We start from the raw sequence: 19,701 nt of genomic DNA on the forward strand, positions 1-19,701 counted from the left end.
ATCACAGACATGAAACATCAGAACAGAGACATACAAAAAAACAATCTCAATGGTTGATATTGTTTGTTTCATGTTTCACACAACAGCAGGTATCTGGCTTTTTGTTCATGTAGGCATGGCGGTTCGCGGCCATGCGGGCACTGGCTGAATGTTTGTTCAGGCCCATTCGGGCGTGTTCGAGACGTCCTGAAAACTGGCTGAATGTTTGTCCAGGTGACGTTCAGTGGATTCAGGTCCGGGCATCCCGGAAAGGACGGGGGAAATCCGGTCGCCAGCCGTCCGGAACTCCGGTTAGGAAAAGTGGACCATGCGGCGAACACTCGTGCTGACGACCTTCCTCGGGCTCGCGTGCCTGCAGCCAGGCTGCAAGTCCAACCCTCCCGGCCCCTCCCCCGCTGATCACGACGCAGGCATCGCGGACGCGGGCACCGCCGACGCGGGCGACCCGCAGCCCGCCCCCTGGAACCTCCAACAGGCCCAGGTCCAGGTCCCCGAGAGCATGCGGAGCGAACCGTTCAACGTTCCGCGCTCCCTGAACATCCCACCAGGCATGTCCGTGTCCGTCTGGGCTCGCGTGCCGGGCGCACGGTTCGTCGCGTTCTCACCGGAGGGCACCCTGCTCGTCTCCGTCCCCGGGGAGGGCAAGGTGATGCAGGTGCGCCCGCGTTCCGGCCAGGACCCGGAGGTGACGCTGTGGGCGGGCGGCCTGGGCCGGCCCCACGACATCGTCTTCCACGAGCGCGACGGACAGACGTGGGTCTTCGTGTCGGAGAAGGACCGCGTCACGCGCTCGCGCTGGACGCCCGGGGAGACGACGCGCGGCCAGGTGGAGACCGTCATCTCCGGGCTGCCGGACGCCTCCCTGCCGGAGCTGCACGGGGCCTACGGCCACGAGCTCAAGAACCTGGCCGTGGACTCACAGCACCGCGTGTACGTGGCCATCGCGTCCACCTGCAACGTGTGCCTGAGCGACACCACCAGCGACCCGCTGCGCGGCGCCATCTACCGGTGGGACTGGAGCGGCGGCTCGCGCGAGCTGTTCGCCCGGGGCCTGCGCAACGCGGAGGGCCTGGCGTGGGAGCCGGGCACGGACACGCTGTGGGTGACGGTCAACAACCGCGACAACACGCCCTACCCGTTCGACGACGGCACCGGGAAGTACGGCAAGGTGATTCCCGAGTACGTGGACGACCACCCGCCGGATGCCCTCACCTCCGTGCGCGAGGGCGGCGACTACGGCTGGCCGTTCTGCAACGCCAACCCGGACTCGCCCAGCGGCCTGAAGCACATGCCCCTGGACCGCGACTACGACACGAACCGGGACGGCGCCAGGGCGGACTGCGCGGCGATGGACAGGATGGATCAGGGCATCGAGGCGCACTCGGCGCCCCTGGGCATGACGTTCTTCGACAACGGGGAGCTGAACCCGGCCTGGAAGCGCGGCGCGCTCGTCGCCTACCACGGCTCGTGGAACCGCACGAAGCGCAGCGGCTACAAGGTCACCGTCTTCCCTTGGGACCTGGACACCCACCAGCCCACGGGCGAGGTGGACGCCGTCACCGGCTTCGAGAGCCCGGGCCAGAGCGTGTGGGGCCGGCCGGTGGACGTGGCCATGGCCCCGGGCGGCGGCTTCATCGTCAGTGACGACTTCGCCGGCGCGCTCTACCGCATCGCGCCCACCACCCTGCCCTGAGCCGGACGGCGGACCCAAGCGCGGCGAGCATGTGTCAGCGCGACTCGCCGCGCGCCAGCTTCTCCACGTAGTCCGCGGGCAGCCCGGCGCTCCTCGCGCCGCGCACCAGCGCCTCCACGAAGCGCGGGCTCACCGGTCCGTCCGACGACGCGCGGCGCGGGTTCGTCACGAACGCGGTGGCCTCCACTTCCTGGCCACCCACGCGCACGCGCACCGTGCGCTCCACGCACATGTGGGTCACGAAGCCCTCCTTGTGCTGGACGATGGGCCAGTCCTTGCCGGGAATCTCGAAGAGCCGGCCGTACACGCGCGCGCCCGGCGCGTCCGTCAGGCCCGCCACCCGGCCGCCCCACCAGCGCGAGGGGAAGTCATAGACGAGGTCCACGTCCAGCGCCTCGGCGAGCTGCCCCTCCGGCAGCTCGAAGAAGCCGTAGCTGTGCTGCTGCTTCCACTCGTCGAAGGCGGCCCGGTCCAGGATGGTCGAGTACGCGAAGTAGCGCCGGGGCGCGTTCGCGTCCGCCTGCTCGCGCGCCTTCATCACCTGGTCGTAGTGCGAATCCATTTGCGTGTGCCCTCGTCGTACCTACCGCTCGCCCTTGCGTGACAGGGCGCCGTCGCGGAACGCGCCGAGCACCCCTCCCACGTCCAGGCGGGACGTCTTGATGAACAGCTTGAGCGCGCGCTCCACGTGGTCGGCCAGCACGGCCATGCGCTCCAGCCGCCGCAGCTTCTCCGCCTGCACGCCGCCGGCGCCCTCCGCCAGACGGCGCGCCTCCGACAGGTCCGCGCGGATGCGGGTGACGAAGGCCGCCTCGCGCTCCGCCACCACGTGCGTCACCATCCGCACCAGATCCGTCTCCGCCGCGTAGCGCCACACCGTGTCCTGCGGCACGCGCACCCGCTGGATGACGCCCCAGTGCTCCAGGTCTCGCAGCAGCATGGACACGCCGCCCTTCGACAGGTCGAGCTCGCGCTCGATCTCGCCTGCGGTCAGCGGCTCGCCGCGCAGGTAGAGCAGGCCCCACACGCGGCCCTGGTTGCGCTTGAAGCCCCAGAACTCGATGACGTTGCCCACCGCCTCCACGGCGATGGATTCCCACGGCGCCAGCCGTCCATGCACTGGCGGCGCAAGGGTCTTCTGGCTCCCGGGATCCCCCCCCGTCCACAGGTAACCCTTCATGCAGCGCGACCTTTCACCTGCTCCGCGATGCCCTCCGACAGCCGGTGCGCCCAGCTCATCAGCTCCGCGCCCGCGGCGTCATTGGCGAAGGGCCCCAGCTTGTCGAGCGCCGCGTTGATCTCCTGGTTCATCTTCTCCATGGAGGCCTCCACCGCGCCGGTGGCCTCGATGGCGGCGCCAATCTCCCGGGTGCGCTCCGGGGTGACGACGGAGAACGCCCACGCGTCCTTGAGCTTGCGGCGCAGGGACTCGTCGCGGGACACCGCCAGCAGGATGGGCATGGACGGCGTGCGCGAGTGCACGTCCGCGTACCGCGGCTTGCCCACGTCCGTGCCCAGGATGTCGCGGATGTCGTCGGCGATCTGGAACGCCACGCCCAGGTGCCGGCCGAAGGCGTCGAAGCGCGCCACGGCCTCCGGCTGCTCCGCCAGCGTCGCCGCCGCCTTGCCGCACCAGCCGAACAGCGAGCCCGTCTTGCCCTCGGCGATATAGCGCAGCCGGGTGAGCGGCAGGTTCAGGTCGCCGCGCGCCTCCACCTCCGCGATGGCCGCGCGCGTCATCTCCGTGACGATGGCCAGGCCGCTCTGCACCAGGCGCGCGTCCAGCAGGGACAGCCGCGACAGCGCGGTGGACAGGATGAGGTCGCCGCTCATCACCGCCACGATGTTGCCCCAGCGCGCGTTCACCGTCGGGCGGCCCCGGCGGAACATGCCCGCGTCCACCACGTCGTCGTGCAGCAGGCTGGCCGAGTGGATCATCTCCGCCGCCACACCCACATCCACCAACCGCGCGGCCGGCACTCCCACCACGGCACCGAACAGGCGGACGAGCATGGGCCGTGCCCGCTTGCCCCCGGCGCCCAGGCACAGGTGGCGCGCCGCGTCCATCAGCGTGTCGCCCTTCACGTCCGGCCCGACGTCGCCATCCGCGAGCAATTCGGTCAGACGCTGCTCCACCTGTCCCAGAAACTCCGTCAGCTCGTGTGCGACATCCATGTGCACGGTCTCCTTCGGCGCGTTCATATAGTTCAAGACCACGTGAACTGCACCAGATTCCCTCCTGCCCACCAAGCGGTCGGACAGTGCGCTGAAAGCAACGAATAAGGCTGGTTGGTGTCCGGCCGTGCGCAGGGGGGTCCTTGGGGGTCCGATTGAGAGGGAATGCGACGCCGTGGGAAACTAATCCCAGTGTCCGCCGCCTTCCGTCGCCGCCTCGTCCAGAGCTTCGCTTCCCTCGCCACCGGCGTCCCCCTCTTCCGCCCTGGCGCCTCGCTGCCCGGCTCGTCCGCGCCCCTGCTGGGGGCCCCTCCGCCGCCGGACGGCAAAGGCGGCCCGCCGCTGCACCGGCGCCTGCGCGCGTCCCTGAAGATCTCCGTGGTGGAGGGGATGTTCGCGGAGGTGTTCACCGCGTGCGCAGGGCCGACGGTGCTCACGGCGTGGGCCATCGCGCTGAAGCTGGGGCCCTTCCTGGTGGGCGTGATGACGGCGCTGCCGTTCTTCGCGCAGTTCGTGCAGTTCCCCGCCGCGTGGCTCACGCTCGGCTTCGGTCACCGGCGGGTGGCGCTGACGGCGGTGTGCCTTTCGCGGCTCGCGCTGCTGCCCATGGCGCTCCTGCCGTGGCTGGGGCTGTCGCTCAAGGGCCAGCAGCACCTGCTGCTCGCCGTGGCGGGGGCGTCCGCGGTGCTGGCGGTGGTGGGCAACAACGCGTGGGTGGCGTGGATGGGAGAGCTCGTCCCCAGCGCCGTGCGCGGGCGCTTCTTCGGCAAGCGCACCGCGCTCACCACGCTCATGGGCACCGCCGCGTCGCTCACCGCGGGCCTGGTGATGGACCGGCTGAAGGGGTTTGAAGGGGTGGGCCTGGCGCTCCCCACGCTGGCGCTCGCCGCGTGCGTCATGGGCGTCGTCACCACGCTGATGATGGCGGCGCAGCATGATCCGGCGCCTCCGGGCAGCGCGCCGAAGCTGGAGCTCAAGGCGGCGCTCCTGCCCTGGAAGGACGACGGCGCCCCGCGGGTGCTGCTGTACCAGGTGGCGTGGAACGCGGCGGTGGGCGTGTCCGCGCCCTTCTTCGCGCTGCACAGCATCCAGAACCTCAAGATGACCTTCGTCATCATGGCCCTGCACGCGGCGGCGGTGGCGGGCGTGCGCGTCCTGACGGCGCCCCTGTGGGGCCGCGCCATCGACCGGCTGGGCGCGCAGCCCGTGCTGATGCTGTGCTCGCTGGGCATCAGCACCATCCCCATGCTGTGGCTGCTGCCCTCGGCGGGGACGCTCTGGCCGCTCCTGTTCGACGTGTTGCTGGCGGGCTCGCTGTGGAGCGGCCACGGCCTGGCCATCTTCGCGCTGCCCCTCACGGTGGCGCCGCGCAAGGGGCGGCCCTTCTACCTGGCGGCCTTCGCCACCGCGGGCGGGCTGGCCTACTCCGCGGCGGCGGCCCTGGGCGGGGCGCTGGCGGCGGCGGTCCCCCAGCAGTTCATGCTGGGCGGCCACCTCTGGGTGAACCTGCACGTGCTCTTCGTCGTGTCGTCGGTGGCCCGGCTGGGGGCCGCCTTCCTCGCGGCCCGGGTGAACGAACCCGGAGCCGCCACCACGCGCACCGTGGCCCAGGTGGTGGAGCGCTTCCTGCTCCGCCCCCGCCCGGCTACAGCCGGTAGTCGCGCACCATCTCCGCCACGCGCTCCGACAGGAGCTTGAGCGACACGGCGGACTCGCTGGTGGTGGAGATGCGCTTCACCGTGTCGCCCATCACCGTGTTGAGCTCGTTCACGGCGGTGAAGATCTGCTCGATGCCGGTGGCCTGCTGGTTCACCGTCTGCGAAATCTGACGCGCGGACACCACGCTGTCGCGCACGATGGCGGACAGCTGGCGCAGCGTGTCCCCGGACGTGCGCACCTGGGCCAGGCCCGCCTCCATGCGCTGCGTGCCCGCGGCCGTGATCTCCACCGTGGCGAAGATGGCGGTGCTGATGTCCGCCAGGATGCTGCGCACCTGGTTCGTCGCGCGGATGGACTGGTCCGCCAGGCCGCGGATCTCCCGGGCCACCACCGCGAAGCCCTTGCCGTGCTCGCCGGAGCGCGCCGCCTCGATGGCCGCGTTCACCGCCAGGAGGTGGGACTGGTCCGCCAGGTCCTTCACCGTCTCCGTGATGCCGGAGATCTGCTCGGTGCGCTCGCCCAGGGCCATGATGCGCTCGGCGATCTGCTCCACCTGGGCGCGCAGCGCCACCATGCCCTCGATGCTGTCGGTGATGGCGATCTCGCCCGTCTTGCCCAGCACCTCCGCGCGCTCCGCCACGTCGATGACCGTCTCCGCCGCGCGCGACGCCACCACGGACGTCTGGCGGATCTCCTGCGCCGTCACCTGCGTCTCCTGGAGCGCGGCCGCGTGGCGGGACACCATCTCGTTCTGCCGGCCCGCGGAGTCGTTCAGGTGGTCCACCGACCCGCGCAGCAGGTCCGACGACTCCTGCAGCTGCTGCAGCAGGTCCTTCACCTTGGACACCATCATGGAGAAGGCCTTCGCCAGCTGGCCCACCTCGTCCGTGCCCCCCACGCGCACCGTCTCGCGCAGGTCGCCGTGCTCCGCGATGCGCTGGGCCACCTCCGTCAGCTGCACCAGGGGCGCCGCGACCCGGCGCGCCAGCAGGATGCCCACCACCACGAACAGCGCGAGCGCCAGCACGAGGACCACGCTCACCCCGGTGGTGATGGCCGTCACCTGCGCGCGCGCCGCCGTGCGGTTGAAGCCCACGTGCACGCTGCCCGCCCCGCTCGCGAAGCGCGCGCTCACGTCCAGCAGCTCCGCGTCCCGCACGTAGAACGTCGCCTCCCCCTGCGCGCGGCCCAGCCGGTCCCTCAGCTCACGCATCTCGGTGGCGTAGTCGCCCGCCACCGCGCGCAGCTGCCCGGTCCCGTCGAAGACGGCGATATACGCCACCTGGTGGTGGCGCACCGCCTGATCCAAGACGTTCTGGAGCGCCTCCGTCTGGCCGCCCGGCATCGCCGCGGGCAGCGTGGCCGCCAGCGCCGCGGGCAGCGCGCCTCCCACGTCCCGGCCCTGCGCCTCGAAGGCGGAGCTGACCCGGGGGATGAGGTAGCCGAAGAAGAGGACGATGAAGAACAGCGCCACCAGCAGCGGCGCGAGCGTGAGCTTCTGGGACAGGGAGAGTCGCATCCGGGAGCGGCGCCAAATCCAGAGGAAGTCTGGGAAACGAAGCCCCCCTGGACCATCCAGCGAGGTGCCGCATTGTGGACATTCCAGAGGAGCCTGCGCAATGGCTCCGCGCATCCTTCCCGCTCGAAAGTCAGACACCGCGCCCTGGGTAGCCACGACCCCGGGGCGCGGACGTCATCCCGGCCTCAGCCGGCCTTGCGGTTGGAGGGCGCGCTCTCGTCCCACTTCTCCATCAGGGTGTTGGACGGGAGCGTCTCGTCCAGCAGCTTGCGCGCGGCCTCGGCGCCGGTGACGGGCAGGCCCTTGCGGTCGATGAGGCCCAGCTGCACCAGCACGGAGGCCTGATCCCAATAGATGTGCTCGTGGTAGAGCTTGTCACCGCGGAAGTTCACCACCGCCACGAAGGCCGCCTCCACGTACTTCCCGGTGGGCGGGATGCCCGGGAGCATCCAGTCCATCTCGATGTCGTGGGTGAAGCTGAAGATGAACTCGTCCACCACGCGGTCGGCGCCCACGGTGCGCGACAGCAGGGTCATCTTCGTGTCCTTGGGGTTCGCGTGGACGAAGTGGTTCGCGTAGAAGCGGTGCAGGTACTCCGCGCCCACGCCGCCCGTCATCACCGGCACGCTGTTGACGTACGGGTGCGACACCATGGTCTTCATGGTCGCGTCCGCGTCCCGCGCGGCGAACTCCAGCTCCGTGTGCTTGTCCCACAGCGCGGCCAGGTCGTAGCGAGGCCCCATCACCCGCTTGAGCAGCGCGAGCGTGCGCGTGTGCGCCGTCATCTGCGACGGCCGGTGCCAGGCCGGTGAGCCCTCGCGGAAGAAGCCGTGGCGCACGCCCTGGTACAAGTACAGCTCCACGTCCGCGTTGACGTGCTGCCTCACCCGCGCCACCGCGGACGGGGGCACGAAGCCGTCCCACTCCGCGTAGTGCAGCACCATGGGGGACGCGCCCTCACCCGCCTGCGCGAGCACGTCCTCCATGCCCGGCGCGCAGTAGGTCACCGCGCAGTCCACGTGCGCGTGCGCCGCCAGCTGCGCGGCCAGCGTCCCGCCCAGCCCGTAGCCCAGCGCGCCCACCTGCTTCCTGCCCCGGAGCCCCATCACCTCTGGAAGCGCGCGCATCCACGCGACCACCGGCTTCAGGTCCACCTCCTCCGGATCTCCCCTGGAGGCGAGGTCCGGCACCACGACCACGTAGCCCTCTTCACTGAAGCGCTCGGCCATCAGCTTCAGGTGGGCGTTTCCCTCGAACGCCTCCACCATCAAAAGCAGCAGGCCGGGACCCGTCCCGGAGGCGGGGCGTCGCACCCACGCACGCATCGGGTCGCTTCCATCCACGGGAATCCACGTCGAGTTGTCGTTCATTTGTCGCGCACCCTCCCCAAAGCGGACACTATTTGCGTCCGGACGGATCGCCTCCCGGACGTCTGGCATTGTAGCAAACCCTCCACATCTCCGCCTCATGTATTGAGAGGTTTGATGTGGATGGATTGTTGTATGGCTTTTATCTGGACTTATCAGCCAGCACTGCAATGCCTCGCCCGTGACGCGACGTTCACTCTGTTTCAGGCCGTCAGGGGCGCGGCGACGCCCGCACACGAGGAGTCCGCGCGCGTATCGGCCAAAGCCTGACGCGGAAGGCAGATGGAGAAGATCGTACCAACGTCCGGGGTCGATTCCACCCGGAGGGTCCCGCCGTGCGCCTCCACGATGCTGCGCGCGATGTAGAGCCCCAGGCCCAGGCTCTCGCGCTGGCCCGGGCCATTGCCGCGTCGGAAGGGCTCGAAGAGCGTGGGCAACAGGTGCGCGGGGATGGGGGCCCCGGCGTTCTGGACCTCCAGGTGGACGGTGTCCGCGCCCTGCTCATAGGTGCGCAGGCGCACGGGGGCATCGAGCGGGCTGTACTTGAGCGCGTTGTCCAGGAGGTTGGCCACCACCTGCGCCAGCCGGTCCAGGTCCCACACTCCCGGCAGGGTGTCCCGGGCGAAGTCGCAGAGGATGGAGCGCTCCGGGCGCGCCGCGCGCAGCTCGTCCACCAGCTTGCGGCACAGCTCATTGAGGTCGCCCGCGCCCGGCACCACCGGGATGCCTCCGCCCACGCGCGCGCGGGTGAAGTCCAGCAGCTGGTCCACGATGCGCTGGATGCGCTCGCCGCCCCGGGCCACGCGCTCGAAGGCCTTGCGCTGGCCCTCCGGAAGCGCCTCGCGCGACAGCTGGGCGTTGGCGGTGGTGAGGATGGCCGCGAGCGGCGTGCGGATGTCGTGCCCCACGATTCCCACCAGCTGCTGCTCGAGCTCCGTCGCGCGCTGCAGCTCCTCCTCCACGCGCCGGCGCTCCGCCAGCTCCAGCGCCTGCTCCCGCAGCTTCTCTCCGCGCAGGTACAGCTCCACGAACACCGACACCTTGGCGCGCAGGATGTCCGGGTCCACCGGCTTGAGCAGGTAGTCCACCGCGCCGTATTCGTAGCCCCGCGTGACGTAGGCCGCCTCGCGGCTGAGCGCGGTGATGAAGAGGATGGGCAGGTGCTTCGTGCGCTCGCGGGTGCGCACCAGGCGCGCCGTCTCCAGCCCGTCCAGCCCCGGCATCTGCACGTCCATCAGCACGCACGCGTACTCGTCCAGCAGCAGCGCCTTCAGCGCCTCGTCACCCGAGCGCACCGACACCAGCTGCTGGCCGAGCGGCTCCAGGATGGCCTCCAGCGCGAGCAGGTTCGACGGCGTGTCATCCACCAGCAGGATGCGCGCGCGGAGTGCGCCTGGTGAATCCACACCGGGGCGGCGGCGAGACAGCTCGGAGACGGTGGTCAGTGCGGGCGTCCTGGGAACGGAGGGCTTCAAGGGTGCGTTCACTCGGGCGTTGAGGTGGAGCGGCTCGGCGGGCGGACAGGAGGCCGGGACCACCTGAATCCGCCGGAGTCGAGCGCCCGGTTCCAACACGGTCCTCTTGCCACCTTGTTCCCTGCACCTGCATTCAAAAGCCACAGCGAGACAGGAATTCGTAATCAAAACTGACCCGTTGCAATTCCTGTCAGGGGCGTAGACTCCGCGTGCATGACGCACTCGCATTCCAGCACCCTCCTGCTTGGTCCCTCTGACTTGCGCGCGCTCGTGGAGGGCGTGGGTCTGCACGTGCTGATGGACGAGCTCATCCACGCACTCACCGTGGCGCTGCGGGAGCTCGACGAATCCGTCCTCCAGGTGCCCAAGCGGGAGGGCTTCCAGGTGGTGGGCCAGCCCCGGCCCTCCGGGACCCTCGGCTGGATGCCGGCCCTGCGGCGCGGGGACAGCCTGACCATGCGGGTGTCCGCCTCCCTGCCCACCAACCGTGGGGAGGCGGGGCTGCCCACGCTGGTCGCGTCCCACAGCGTTCATGACGTGAAGACGGGGCACCTGGTGGCGGTGATGGATGGCGTGTTCGCCACGGCGCTGCGCACCGGCGCGGCGTCCGCGGTGGCCAGCCGCTACCTCGCGTCTCCCAACAGCCGGGTGCTGGGGCTGGTGGGCTGCGGCGCGCAGGCCGTCTCGCAGCTGCATGCGCTCAGCCGCGTGTTCCGGCTGGAGCAAGTGCTGGTGCACGACGTCGATCCGGACGCGGCGCGCTCCTTCGTGCGGCGCGTGGCGTTCCTGGGGCTGGACGTGCGCCCCACGCTGCTGCCGGACCTGGAGGCTCGCGCGGACATCCTCTGCACCGCGACCACCGTGTCTCCGGGCGCCGGGCCCGTCATCTCCGGCCACGCGCTCCAGCCGCACGCGCACGTCAACGCGGTGGGCTCGGATCAGCCGGGCAAGGCGGAGCTGCCGCTGGCGCTCCTGCGGCGCAGCCTCGTCGTGCCGGACTTCCCCGCCCAGGCGCGCCTGGAGGGCGAGTGCCAGCAGCTCCATCCGGATCAGATTGGCCCGGACCTGGCCACCGTGGTGCAGCAGCCGGAGGAGTTCGCGGGCTGGCGCGAGCGCAACACGGTGTTCGACTCCACCGGCCACGCGCTGGAGGACCACGTGGTGACGCGCCTGCTCCTGGACCACGCGCGGAGCCTGGGCCTGGGCATGCGGGTGGAGCTGGAGTCGCTGGGGGGCGACCCGTTGGATCCGTACTCCCAGGTGCACGGCGAAGGGCCTGCACGCACCACGTCGCCGCGCCGCGCCGCGGGCACCTGACCGACCCGCCGCCGAACGCAGTGACGCCGCCCTGAGGCCCGGTCCTCATCCCGGCCATCAGGGCGCTTTCGTTGCAGTCGCGGCACACAACTTCCAGGACGCCCGGTCGATAATCGCGAAAGAGACATCTATCTACTATTCCGGGAATTCTACACCATGACCGTCCGCGCCCAGCCCTCCCGCGCCACCGCCACCGCCACTGCGAACATCGCCGCCACGGCTCCCCGCACCGCCGCAGCTTCCAAGCGCACGGCGGCCGCGTCCACGGCCCTCACGGCGCCGCCGGCGGGCCTGGGCAAGGGGGACTCCGGGGCGAAGGTGAAGCAGCTGCAGCAGGGGCTGGTGAAGCTCGGCTACATGACGCAGGCGCAGATGAACACGGGCGCCGGCAGCTTCGGGCCTCAGACCGAGACGGCGGTGAAGAAGTTCCAGACCGACCACCAGGTGCCCGCCACCGGCTACTACGGGGATCAGACGGCGGCGGCGCTGAAGAAGGCGCTGACGAAGGTCTCCACGCCGACGACGCCCACGCAGCCGGGGAAGTTCACCAAGCCGGCGGTCATCAGCGCGCCTTCGCCCAACAGCGACTCGCGCGATGGCGCGGACATCGACACCATCGTGCTGCACCACACCGGCTCCAACAACGGCGCCGGGGACCTGGCGTGGATGCGCAACCCGGACAGCAAGGTGTCCGCGCACTACATGCTGGACCGCGACGGGAAGATCTACCAGCTCGTGGGTGACACCAAGCGCGCGTGGCACGCGGGCAAGTCGGAGCTGCACGGCGTGCCCACGGACGTGAACGCGCGCTCCATCGGCATCGAGATGGTCAACGACGGCAGCGGCAAGACGGCCTTCACGGAGGCGCAGTACAAGTCGCTGACGAAGCTCGTGGGCTACCTGAAGCAGGAGTACGACGTGCCCATGAAGAACATCCTCGGGCACAAGGACGTGGCCGTGCCCAAGGGCCGCAAGGACGACCCGGCGTCCAACTTCGACTGGGCCCGCCTGCGCAAGGGCATTGGCGGCTGAGCAGCGCTCCCTGCGCCGCTCGCCCTCACTCCACACCGCGTGCAACCTTCATCCGGGGCGTGCTAGAAGACCGCCCCGGTGCTCCGACTCTGGCTCATCATCTGCCTGATGCTGCTCGCTCCCGTGGGGGGCGGCCTCGCGCACGCGTTCGCGCCGGCGCAGGCGGAGACGTGCCTCACGGGCTGCGCGGATGACGACGCGCAGGGCAAGTGCGCTCCCACCTGTGTGGACTGCGCGTGCTGCACCCATGTGAGGCCGCTGGCCGTCGCCACGCCGCTGCCGGGGCTCGGGGACTCCCCGTTCCGGGAGCCCCCCATCACACTCGAAGCCGCCGAGCCGTCGTCCGCCGAAGCGGATGACATCCTGCACGTCCCCAGATTCCCTCTCGCGTAAGGCCCGCGTCGTCCGTCGTCCGCACGCGCCCCGCCACCGGTGTGCCCGGCTCTTGCCCGGGTGCGCTGGCGCGCGTGGCCCGCCTTTCCGAAGAGGTCTTCCACCGTGTCCATCCGTTCCGCGACGGCCGCCCTCGGGCTGGCCGCCGCCCTGCTATGGCCGCGCCCGGGTGGCGCGGCTCCTTCCCGTCTTACGCTCCAGGACGCTTTTGCCCTGGCGCGCGAGCATGCCCCGGCGCTCATAGAGGCCCGGGCCCGCGTGCGCGCCGCGCAGGGCCCGCTGGCGAGCGCCGCGCCGCTGCTGCGCGAGAACCCGCAGTTGGACTTCCAGATGGGCCCGCGACGGCTCACCAACGGCGACCGTGGAGTCGATGTCGCGGTGGGCCTGGCGCAGCCCATCGAACTGGGCGGCAAGCAGGGCCTGCGACGGGAGGCCGCGCGCGCCGGCCTGTCCATGGAAGAGGCCCGCCTGCGCGACGCGGAACGTCGGGTGCTGGGCGACGTGGCCGCCGCGTACCTGCGCCTGCTGCTGGCCCGGGAGCGGCAGAAGCTGGTGAACGCCGCGGAGGAGGCGGCGGCGCGCACCGTCCAGGCCACGGAGAAACGCTACGCGGCCGGGGACGTGCCCGCGGTGGACCTCAACGTGGCGAAGGTGGCGCAAGCCCGAGCCCGCGCGGAGGTCCAGGTCGCGTCGGGCGAGGTCCACGCGCTGCGGGAGGAGCTGGAGGCATGCGTGGGCTACCGCGCGAGCCCCCAGGTCCCCTACGAGGATGACCTGCGCACCCTCGCGCTGGCACCTGTCCGCACTTCGCCGGACGGCGCGGAGAAGCGCGCGGACCTGGTGGCGCTGGAGCAGGAGCAGGTCCAGGCGAAGGCCATCGCGACGCTGGGCCGGCGGCTCGTGCTGCCGGACGTGGCGGTGGGCTTGCGCTACCAGAAGGAGGCGGACGAGACGGTGTTCCTGGGGACGCTCAGCGTGCCCCTGCCCCTCTTCGCCCGAGGCCAGGAGGCGCGCCTCGTGGGGGAAGCGGACGCAAGCCGCGCCGAAGCGGAGCTCCGCGCCGCGCGCACCGTCGTGCCCGCCCAGGTCCAGGCCGCGGAGTACCGCTACCGCGCGAGTCGCGATGCGCTCGGAGCCCTGGAGCAGGTGCTGCCGCTGTTGGACGACAACGAGGCGCTGGCGCAGCGCTCGTACGACGCCGGGGAGATGGACCTCGCGGCCTTCCTCCTCGTGCGCCGCGACACGCTGGAGGCGCGGGCCGCGTGGCTCGAAGGCCTGCTGCGATTGGCCCTCACCCGGGTACAGCTCGAAGTGGAAAACGGAGTCCTGCCATGAAGCCCACCCTGCTGCTGATGGCGGCCCTCGTGGGCCTCACCGCCTGCAAGTCCTCCAAGGCGGAGCACGACGACGCTCACGGACACGGCCGCGACGAAGGGGCCGAGGAGAAGCTCCACATCGAGTCCGGGGACGTCATCCACGTGCACGTCCCGAAGGAGATGCTCCGCGACCTGCGAGTCACCACCGCCAGGGTGGAGGCCCGCCCGGGCGGAGAGAGCGTCACCGCGCTGGGGGAGCTGACCTTCAGCGAGGATGCATACGCGGAGGTCTCCACGCCGGTGTCCGCGAGGGTCGCCGCCGTCGCCGTGACGACGGGCCAGGCGGTGAAGCAGGGACAGCGGCTGGCGGAGCTCCAGAGTCCGGAGCTGGGCCGCGCCCGAGCGAACCTCCAGGCCGCCCAGGCCCGCGCCACCGCCGCGCGGCAGGCCGCGGACCGCAAGCGCGCGCTGGCCGAGGAGCGCATCGTCGCGCGCAAGGACGCGCAGGCGGCGGAAGCGGACGCCGCCGCCGCGGAGGCGGACGTCGCCGCCGCGAAGGCCGCGCTCACGGCGTTGGGCGCGGGCAGCGGAGGAGACGGAGCCTCGGGCTTCGTGCTCAAGGCGCCCATCGACGGCGCCATCGTGGAGCGCACCGCGCGGCTGGGGCAGATGGCGGATCCAGCGCAGCCGCTCTTCCGCATCGGAGACCTGTCATCGCTGTGGCTCGTCGTGCACGCATTCGAACGGGACGCCGTGCGCCTGAAGCCCGGAGCGGAGGCGCGCGTCACGCTCGCCGCGTTCCCCGGCCAGGAGTTCGCCGCGAAGGTGGGCCACGTGGGGCAGCAGGTGGATCCGCGCAGCCGCACCATCCCCGTGCGCCTGGAGCTGGACAACAGCAAGGGGCTCTTGCGGCCGGGCATGTCCGCGTCCGCGTCCATCCCCTTGGGAGAGCCGGGCGCCACGCTCACGGCCGTGCCCGCGGCAGCACTCCAGCGGCTGGAGAACGGCTGGGTGGTGTTCCTGCCCACCCCCGAGGCTGGCGTCTTCGAACAGCGCGAGGTGGGCCGGGGCCGCAGCCTGGGCACACAGGTGGAGGTCCTGTCGGGGCTCGCGGTGGGTGACGAGGTGGTGGTCGAGGGCGCGTTCCTGCTCAAGGCCGAGGTGGAGAAGTCCCGGGGCGGAGGCGACGAACATGGACACTGATCCGCGCGACACCCTGCCGGGGCGCATCCTCCGCGCATCGTTCACCCGGCCCGGCCTCACGGTGCTCGTCGTCCTCGCGCTGGCGGCCTTCGGCGCGGTGTCGCTGCGCAACCTGCGCCAGGACGTGTTCCCGGACCTGTCCGCGCCCATCTTCAACGTCATCGTGCAGAACCCGGCCATGGGCGCCGAGGAGTTGGAGACGGCGGTGGCCATCCCCATGGAGGTGGCGCTGGCGGGCCTGCCGGAGGTGCGCCGCATCCGCTCCACCTCGCAGCTGGGCGTCACGCAGGTGACGGTGGAGTTCGAACCGGACGCGGACTACTTCCGCAGCCGCCAGTACGTCGCGGAGCGCGTGGCGCAGGCGGAGGGCGAGCTGCCGCCCGGCACCGACGCGCCGCTCGTGTCCAGCCTCACCGGCCGGCTCAACGAGGTCTTCGAATTCACGCTGGAAGCGGAGCCCGGAAGCGCGGACCTGATGGCGCTGCGCGACCTGGCGGACTTCGACATCAAGAACCGGCTGCTCGCGGTGCCCGGCGTCTCGGGCGTGGAGCGGCTGGGCGGCTACCTGCGCCAGTTCCAGGTGCTGTTGGATCCGGATCAACTGGTGGCGCGAGGCATCACCCTGGACGAAGTGCAACACGGCCTGGAGGGCGCCAGCGTCAACGCGTCCGGAGGCTTCGTCACGCAGGGCCCCATGGAGTGGACCGTGCGCGCGGTAGGGCGCGCGGAGACGGTGGAGGACCTGAACAACACCGTGGTCGCGCTGCGGGACGGAACGCCGGTGCTGCTGGGAGACGTGGCGGACGTGCGAGAAGCCCCCGCGGTGCGCCGGGGGCTGGCGCACCGGCTCCAGGGCGAGGTGGTGAGCTGCCGCGTGAGCAAGCAGTTCGGCGCGGACACCGTGCGCGTGGCCGCAGGCGTGCGCGCGGCCATCGACGAGCTGCGCCGCTCGCTGCCGCCGGGCGTGCAGCTGCGCGTCGTCTATGATCAATCGGAGCTGGTGGGCTCCGCGCTGGGAGGCGTGGGCCGCGCCATCCTGCTGGGCGCGGTGCTGGTGGTGGGGGTGCTCTTCCTGCTGCTCGGGGACTGGCGCGCCGCGCTCATCGTCACGCTCACCCTGCCCTTGTCGCTGGCGCTCGCGGGCCTGCTGCTCAAGGCGGCGGGCATCGGGCTCAACACGATGACGCTGGGAGGCCTGGCCATCGCGGTGGGCCTGCTCGTGGACGCGGCCATCATCGTCGTGGAGAACGTCATCCACGACCTGCGCGAGGGCAAGGGCCGCCGCCCGGTGCGCGACGAGGCGCTGGCGGCGGCGCTGGAGGTGGGCCGCCCCATCGCCTTCGCCACGCTCATCGTGGTCTCGGTGTTCATCCCGCTGTTCGCGATGACGGGCATCGAGGGCCGCATGTACCAGCCGCTCGCGGCGGCGGTGGTGGCGTGCCTGGCGGCGTCACTGGCCCTGGCGCTCACGCTGGTGCCGGTGGTGTCGGGGCTCCTGCTGCGCGCGCCGCGCGAGGATGCGCCGGAGGACGTGTGGCTCATCCGCAAGGTGAAGGCCGCGTACGCGCCGGTTTTGGAGAAGTGCATGCGCCATGCGGGCCTCGTGCGCGTGGTGGCGCTGGCCATCACCGTGCCCGCGTTGGGGCTGGCCTTCATGGTGGGCAGCGACTTCATGCCCAAGCTGGACGAAGGCGCGTTCCTGCTCCAGACGGTGCTGCCCCCGGAGGCGTCACTCGACGAGGTGGACCGCCTCAACCACCGCGTGGAGGACGTGCTGCGCGAGTTCCCGGAGGTGGAGGACGTGGTGCGCCGCACCGGCCGCGCCGAACGCACCGAGGACCCGATGCCCCACACCCTGTCCGACGTGCTGGTGGTCCTCAAGAAGGACGCGGCCGCCGGCCGGGAGTCGCTGGAGTCGCGGATGCGCGAGGCGGTGGAGAAGGTCCCTGGCGTGTCGGTGCTCTTCACCACGCCGCTGGGGATGCGCATCGACGAAGGGCTGGGAGGCAGCCCCGCGGACCTCTCCGTGCGCATCTTCGGGCCGGACCTGAACACGCTGGCGGAGCTCGCGGAGCGCACGCGCGCGTTGATGGCGAAGGTGGACGGCGTGGAGGACCTGCGGGTGGAGCGGCTGAGCGGGCTGCCGCAGCTGCGCGTCGCGGTGAACCGCGCGGCGGTGGCGCGCGTGGGACTCACGCCGGGAGACGTCATCCGGGCCATCCGCGTGGGGCTCGTGGGCGAGGAGTTCGCGCAGATCTGGCGGGGCCAGCGCCGCTACGACCTGGTGCTCCGGCTGGCGGATCACCGCCGGGGCGACGTGAACGCCCTCCGAAACCTGCTGGTGGACGGGCACGACGGCACGCGCATCCCGCTCAGCCAGCTGGCCACCATCGAGGAGACGTCCGGCGCGGGAAGCGTGCGCCGGGAAGCAGGCAGCCGGCGCATCGCCGTGGAAGCGGGCGTGTCCGGCCGAGACCTGGGCAGCACGGCGAAGGAGGTGCGCGAGGTGCTGGCCACGCAGCTGAAGCTGCCCACGGGATACTTCGTGGACGTGGGTGGCAAGGTGGAGAGCCAGGAGCGCGCGGCGCAGGCGTTGACGGGGGCCATCACCCTGGCGCTGCTGGCGGTGTTCGTCCTGCTGTATCTCGCGCTGGACTCCGTGGCGGAGGCGCTGGTCATCCTGGCCACCCTGCCGGACGCGTTCGTGGGCGGCATCCTCGCGCTGCTCATCGCGGGAGAGACCTGGAACGTGTCCAGCCTGGTGGGGCTCATCGGCCTGTTCGGCATCGCGGTGCAGAACGGCCTGGTGCTCGTGGCGCAGACCAAGGATCTGATGCGCCGGGGCAAGCCCTTCCCGGAAGCCGTGCGAGAGGCCAGCCTCGGCCGCGTGCGGCCCAAGCTGATGACCGCGGGCACGGCGATCCTCGGGTTGCTGCCGCTGCTGGTGCTGCCGCTGCATGGGACGGAGATCGAGCGCCCGCTCGCGGTGGTGATGGTGGGAGGGCTCGTCACATCCACCCTCTTCACGCTGCTGGCCCTGCCCACGTTCTACGCGCTGGTGCACGGGTTCCAGGAGCGACTCAGGGCGCGCCGAGCCATCCGAAAGGCCGCCTCATGAGCCTTTCACCGGAGGCGCTGGACGCACTGCTGCGCCATCGCCATGCGTTCCTCGCGTTCCTCACGCCGCGCGTGGGCAGCCCGGAAGCGGCGAGCGAGGTGCTGCAGGCCGCGTTCGTGAAGGGCATGGAGCAGGGAGGTTCCCTGCGCGAGGACCAGAGCGCGGTGGCCTGGTTCTACCGCCTCCTGCGCAACGCGCTGGTGGACCGATACCGCCGGGGCCGGCGTGAAGCCACGGCGCTCGAGTCCCTGGCCCACGAGCAGCCGCTGTCCACCGAGGACGCCTCCGGCCTGGAGGCCACGGTGTGCGGCTGCGTGGCGGGGCTCGCGGGGACGCTCAAGCCCGAGTACGCGGAGGCCGTCCGCAGGGTGGACCTGGAAGGCCTCTCCGTGGCCGCGTATGCACAGGAGGCAGGCCTCTCCGCCAGCAACGCGGGCGTGCGCCTGCACCGCGCCCGGAAGGCGCTGGGCCAGCGGCTGGTGGAGCTGTGTGGTCACTGCTGCGCCCAGGGCTGCACGGACTGTGATTGCGCGCCCGCACGAAGAGATCAGGTGTAAGAGCGGGCGGGGCCGAGCGTCAGCGTGGGAGAACGCAACAGGAGTCCTCATGGACGTCGCCACCTTCACCCGGCCGGCCCTGCCCGCCGCCACCCTCGCCTTCCTCCTCTTCGCCATGGTGTTGCCTTCGGTGCGCCTGCGTCGTCGCACAGGCCGCCCGGCGCTGGTGCTGCACCGCTCCGGGCCGCCGCTCCAACGGGTCATCGGCGTGGGCATGGCGCTGTTCATGGGAGCCATCGTGCTCTGGAGCGCGGCGTACCTCGCCTCCGACGAGCAACCGCTGGGCGTGTGGAACGTGCCGGAGGCGCTCCGGTGGAGCGGCTGGGCCCTGGTCGCCGTGGGGTTCATCGTCACCGTGACGGCCCAGGTGCAGATGGGCGCGTCGTGGCGCATCGGCATCGACTCGGATCGGACGGAGCTGGTGACGGGCGGGCTCTTCGGCGTCGTGCGCAATCCCATCTTCAGCGGGATGCTCGTCGTGGTGACAGGCATCGCGCTCGCCACTCCAAGCGCCTGGACGGCGATGGGCTGGCTCGATTACGTGCTGTTGGTCTCGCTCCAGGTACGGCTGGAGGAGGACCACCTGCTCCGCCTGCACGGCGGCGCCTATCAGCACTACGCGGCGCGTGTAGGCCGCTTCGTTCCTGGGGTGGGTCGGCTCGCGTCGCCTGGCATGGGCGCCGCGCATCACGGCGTGTTGTAGGCGAAGCATTGGTGTCTTGGCTGTCGTACGGACGCGCCCTTTTTCGAGGTCTCGTGTGTATTGGAAATCCCCCTGGCTCCTCTCGGTTCTGCTGCTTGGTGGCTGCGCGTCCGTCCAGAAGGAGCGCGGCCACCAGGAAGTGGCGGCGCTCGTCGAGGAGCGGACAGGTTTGAA

16 protein-coding genes are annotated in these 19,701 nt (G+C 71.0%); 10 read left to right on the plus strand and 6 right to left on the minus strand.

What is annotated here, in order from left to right:
- Positions 1 to 307 precede the first annotated feature (307 nt).
- Positions 308 to 1,693 carry a sorbosone dehydrogenase family protein gene (locus KYK13_RS21500; RefSeq protein WP_223632279.1) on the plus strand — a complete coding sequence of 462 codons (1,386 nt, stop codon included), beginning with the start codon at positions 308 to 310 and terminating at the stop codon, positions 1,691 to 1,693.
- Between the two features lie 34 nt (positions 1,694 to 1,727).
- On the opposite strand, the gene KYK13_RS21505 is transcribed toward KYK13_RS21500, so the two are convergent.
- Genes KYK13_RS21505 through KYK13_RS21515 form a run of 3 tightly spaced genes read right to left on the minus strand, consistent with a single transcriptional unit; the run spans position 1,728 to position 3,868 of the window.
- Entirely contained in the window at positions 1,728 to 2,255 is a 528-nt protein-coding gene (locus tag KYK13_RS21505) for a gamma-glutamylcyclotransferase (RefSeq protein ID WP_223632282.1), read from the minus strand.
- Positions 2,256 to 2,276: 21 nt separating this feature from the next.
- Positions 2,277 to 2,873: a GbsR/MarR family transcriptional regulator gene (locus KYK13_RS21510; RefSeq protein ID WP_223632284.1), complete on the minus strand. Its 597-nt coding sequence runs from the start codon at positions 2,871 to 2,873 to the stop codon at positions 2,277 to 2,279.
- Positions 2,870 to 3,868: a polyprenyl synthetase family protein gene (locus tag KYK13_RS21515; protein ID WP_223632287.1), complete on the minus strand. Its 999-nt coding sequence runs from the start codon at positions 3,866 to 3,868 to the stop codon at positions 2,870 to 2,872. Before KYK13_RS21515 ends, KYK13_RS21510 begins: the two co-directional genes overlap by 4 nt.
- 165 nt (positions 3,869 to 4,033) lie before the next feature.
- Between KYK13_RS21515 and KYK13_RS21520 the strand changes: the two genes are divergently transcribed.
- Positions 4,034 to 5,566: an MFS transporter gene (locus KYK13_RS21520; protein WP_223632289.1), complete on the plus strand. Its 1,533-nt coding sequence runs from the start codon at positions 4,034 to 4,036 to the stop codon at positions 5,564 to 5,566.
- Here KYK13_RS21520 and KYK13_RS21525 read toward each other — a convergent pair.
- The 3 genes from KYK13_RS21525 to KYK13_RS21535 form a co-directional block, all read right to left on the minus strand.
- Positions 5,514 to 7,046: a methyl-accepting chemotaxis protein gene (locus KYK13_RS21525; protein WP_223632290.1), complete on the minus strand. Its 1,533-nt coding sequence runs from the start codon at positions 7,044 to 7,046 to the stop codon at positions 5,514 to 5,516. The two genes, KYK13_RS21520 and KYK13_RS21525, sit on opposite strands and share 53 nt — an antisense overlap.
- A 185-nt stretch (positions 7,047 to 7,231) precedes the next feature.
- Positions 7,232 to 8,416: an alpha/beta fold hydrolase gene (locus KYK13_RS21530; RefSeq protein WP_223632293.1), complete on the minus strand. Its 1,185-nt coding sequence runs from the start codon at positions 8,414 to 8,416 to the stop codon at positions 7,232 to 7,234.
- A 200-nt stretch (positions 8,417 to 8,616) separates the two neighbouring features.
- On the minus strand, positions 8,617 to 9,888 hold the full coding sequence (locus tag KYK13_RS21535) for an ATP-binding protein (protein ID WP_223632295.1): 1,272 nt from the start codon (positions 9,886 to 9,888) through the stop codon (positions 8,617 to 8,619).
- Positions 9,889 to 10,101: 213 nt separating this feature from the next.
- On the opposite strand from KYK13_RS21535, the gene KYK13_RS21540 reads away from it, so the two are divergent.
- From KYK13_RS21540 to KYK13_RS21575, 8 genes are all read left to right on the plus strand, one after another.
- Positions 10,102 to 11,205 carry an ornithine cyclodeaminase family protein gene (locus tag KYK13_RS21540; protein WP_223632297.1) on the plus strand — a complete coding sequence of 368 codons (1,104 nt, stop codon included), beginning with the start codon at positions 10,102 to 10,104 and terminating at the stop codon, positions 11,203 to 11,205.
- Positions 11,206 to 11,361: 156 nt separating this feature from the next.
- The gene (locus KYK13_RS21545) at positions 11,362 to 12,237 is read left to right on the plus strand and encodes an N-acetylmuramoyl-L-alanine amidase (RefSeq protein WP_223632299.1); all 876 of its coding nucleotides are present in this window, start codon (positions 11,362 to 11,364) and stop codon (positions 12,235 to 12,237) included.
- Between the two features lie 78 nt (positions 12,238 to 12,315).
- Positions 12,316 to 12,630, plus strand: coding sequence for a hypothetical protein (locus tag KYK13_RS21550; protein ID WP_223632301.1), 315 nt, complete (start codon positions 12,316 to 12,318; stop codon positions 12,628 to 12,630).
- Between the two features lie 105 nt (positions 12,631 to 12,735).
- On the plus strand, positions 12,736 to 13,965 hold the full coding sequence (locus KYK13_RS21555) for a TolC family protein (protein WP_223632303.1): 1,230 nt from the start codon (positions 12,736 to 12,738) through the stop codon (positions 13,963 to 13,965).
- Positions 13,962 to 15,149 (plus strand): efflux RND transporter periplasmic adaptor subunit, encoded by a 1,188-nt coding sequence (locus tag KYK13_RS21560; protein WP_223632305.1) that lies wholly within the window; start codon positions 13,962 to 13,964, stop codon positions 15,147 to 15,149. The genes KYK13_RS21555 and KYK13_RS21560 overlap by 4 nt, the downstream gene beginning before the upstream one ends.
- On the plus strand, positions 15,139 to 18,267 hold the full coding sequence (locus KYK13_RS21565) for an efflux RND transporter permease subunit (RefSeq protein WP_223632307.1): 3,129 nt from the start codon (positions 15,139 to 15,141) through the stop codon (positions 18,265 to 18,267). Before KYK13_RS21560 ends, KYK13_RS21565 begins: the two co-directional genes overlap by 11 nt.
- Positions 18,264 to 18,824 carry a sigma-70 family RNA polymerase sigma factor gene (locus KYK13_RS21570; RefSeq protein ID WP_223632309.1) on the plus strand — a complete coding sequence of 187 codons (561 nt, stop codon included), beginning with the start codon at positions 18,264 to 18,266 and terminating at the stop codon, positions 18,822 to 18,824. Before KYK13_RS21565 ends, KYK13_RS21570 begins: the two co-directional genes overlap by 4 nt.
- 49 nt (positions 18,825 to 18,873) lie before the next feature.
- Positions 18,874 to 19,527, plus strand: a complete 654-nt coding sequence (locus KYK13_RS21575; protein ID WP_223632311.1) for an isoprenylcysteine carboxylmethyltransferase family protein — start codon at positions 18,874 to 18,876, stop codon at positions 19,525 to 19,527.
- The last annotated feature ends 174 nt before the right edge of the window (positions 19,528 to 19,701 follow it).

Source organism: Corallococcus sp. EGB, assembly GCF_019968905.1.
Lineage (GTDB): Bacteria > Myxococcota > Myxococcia > Myxococcales > Myxococcaceae > Corallococcus.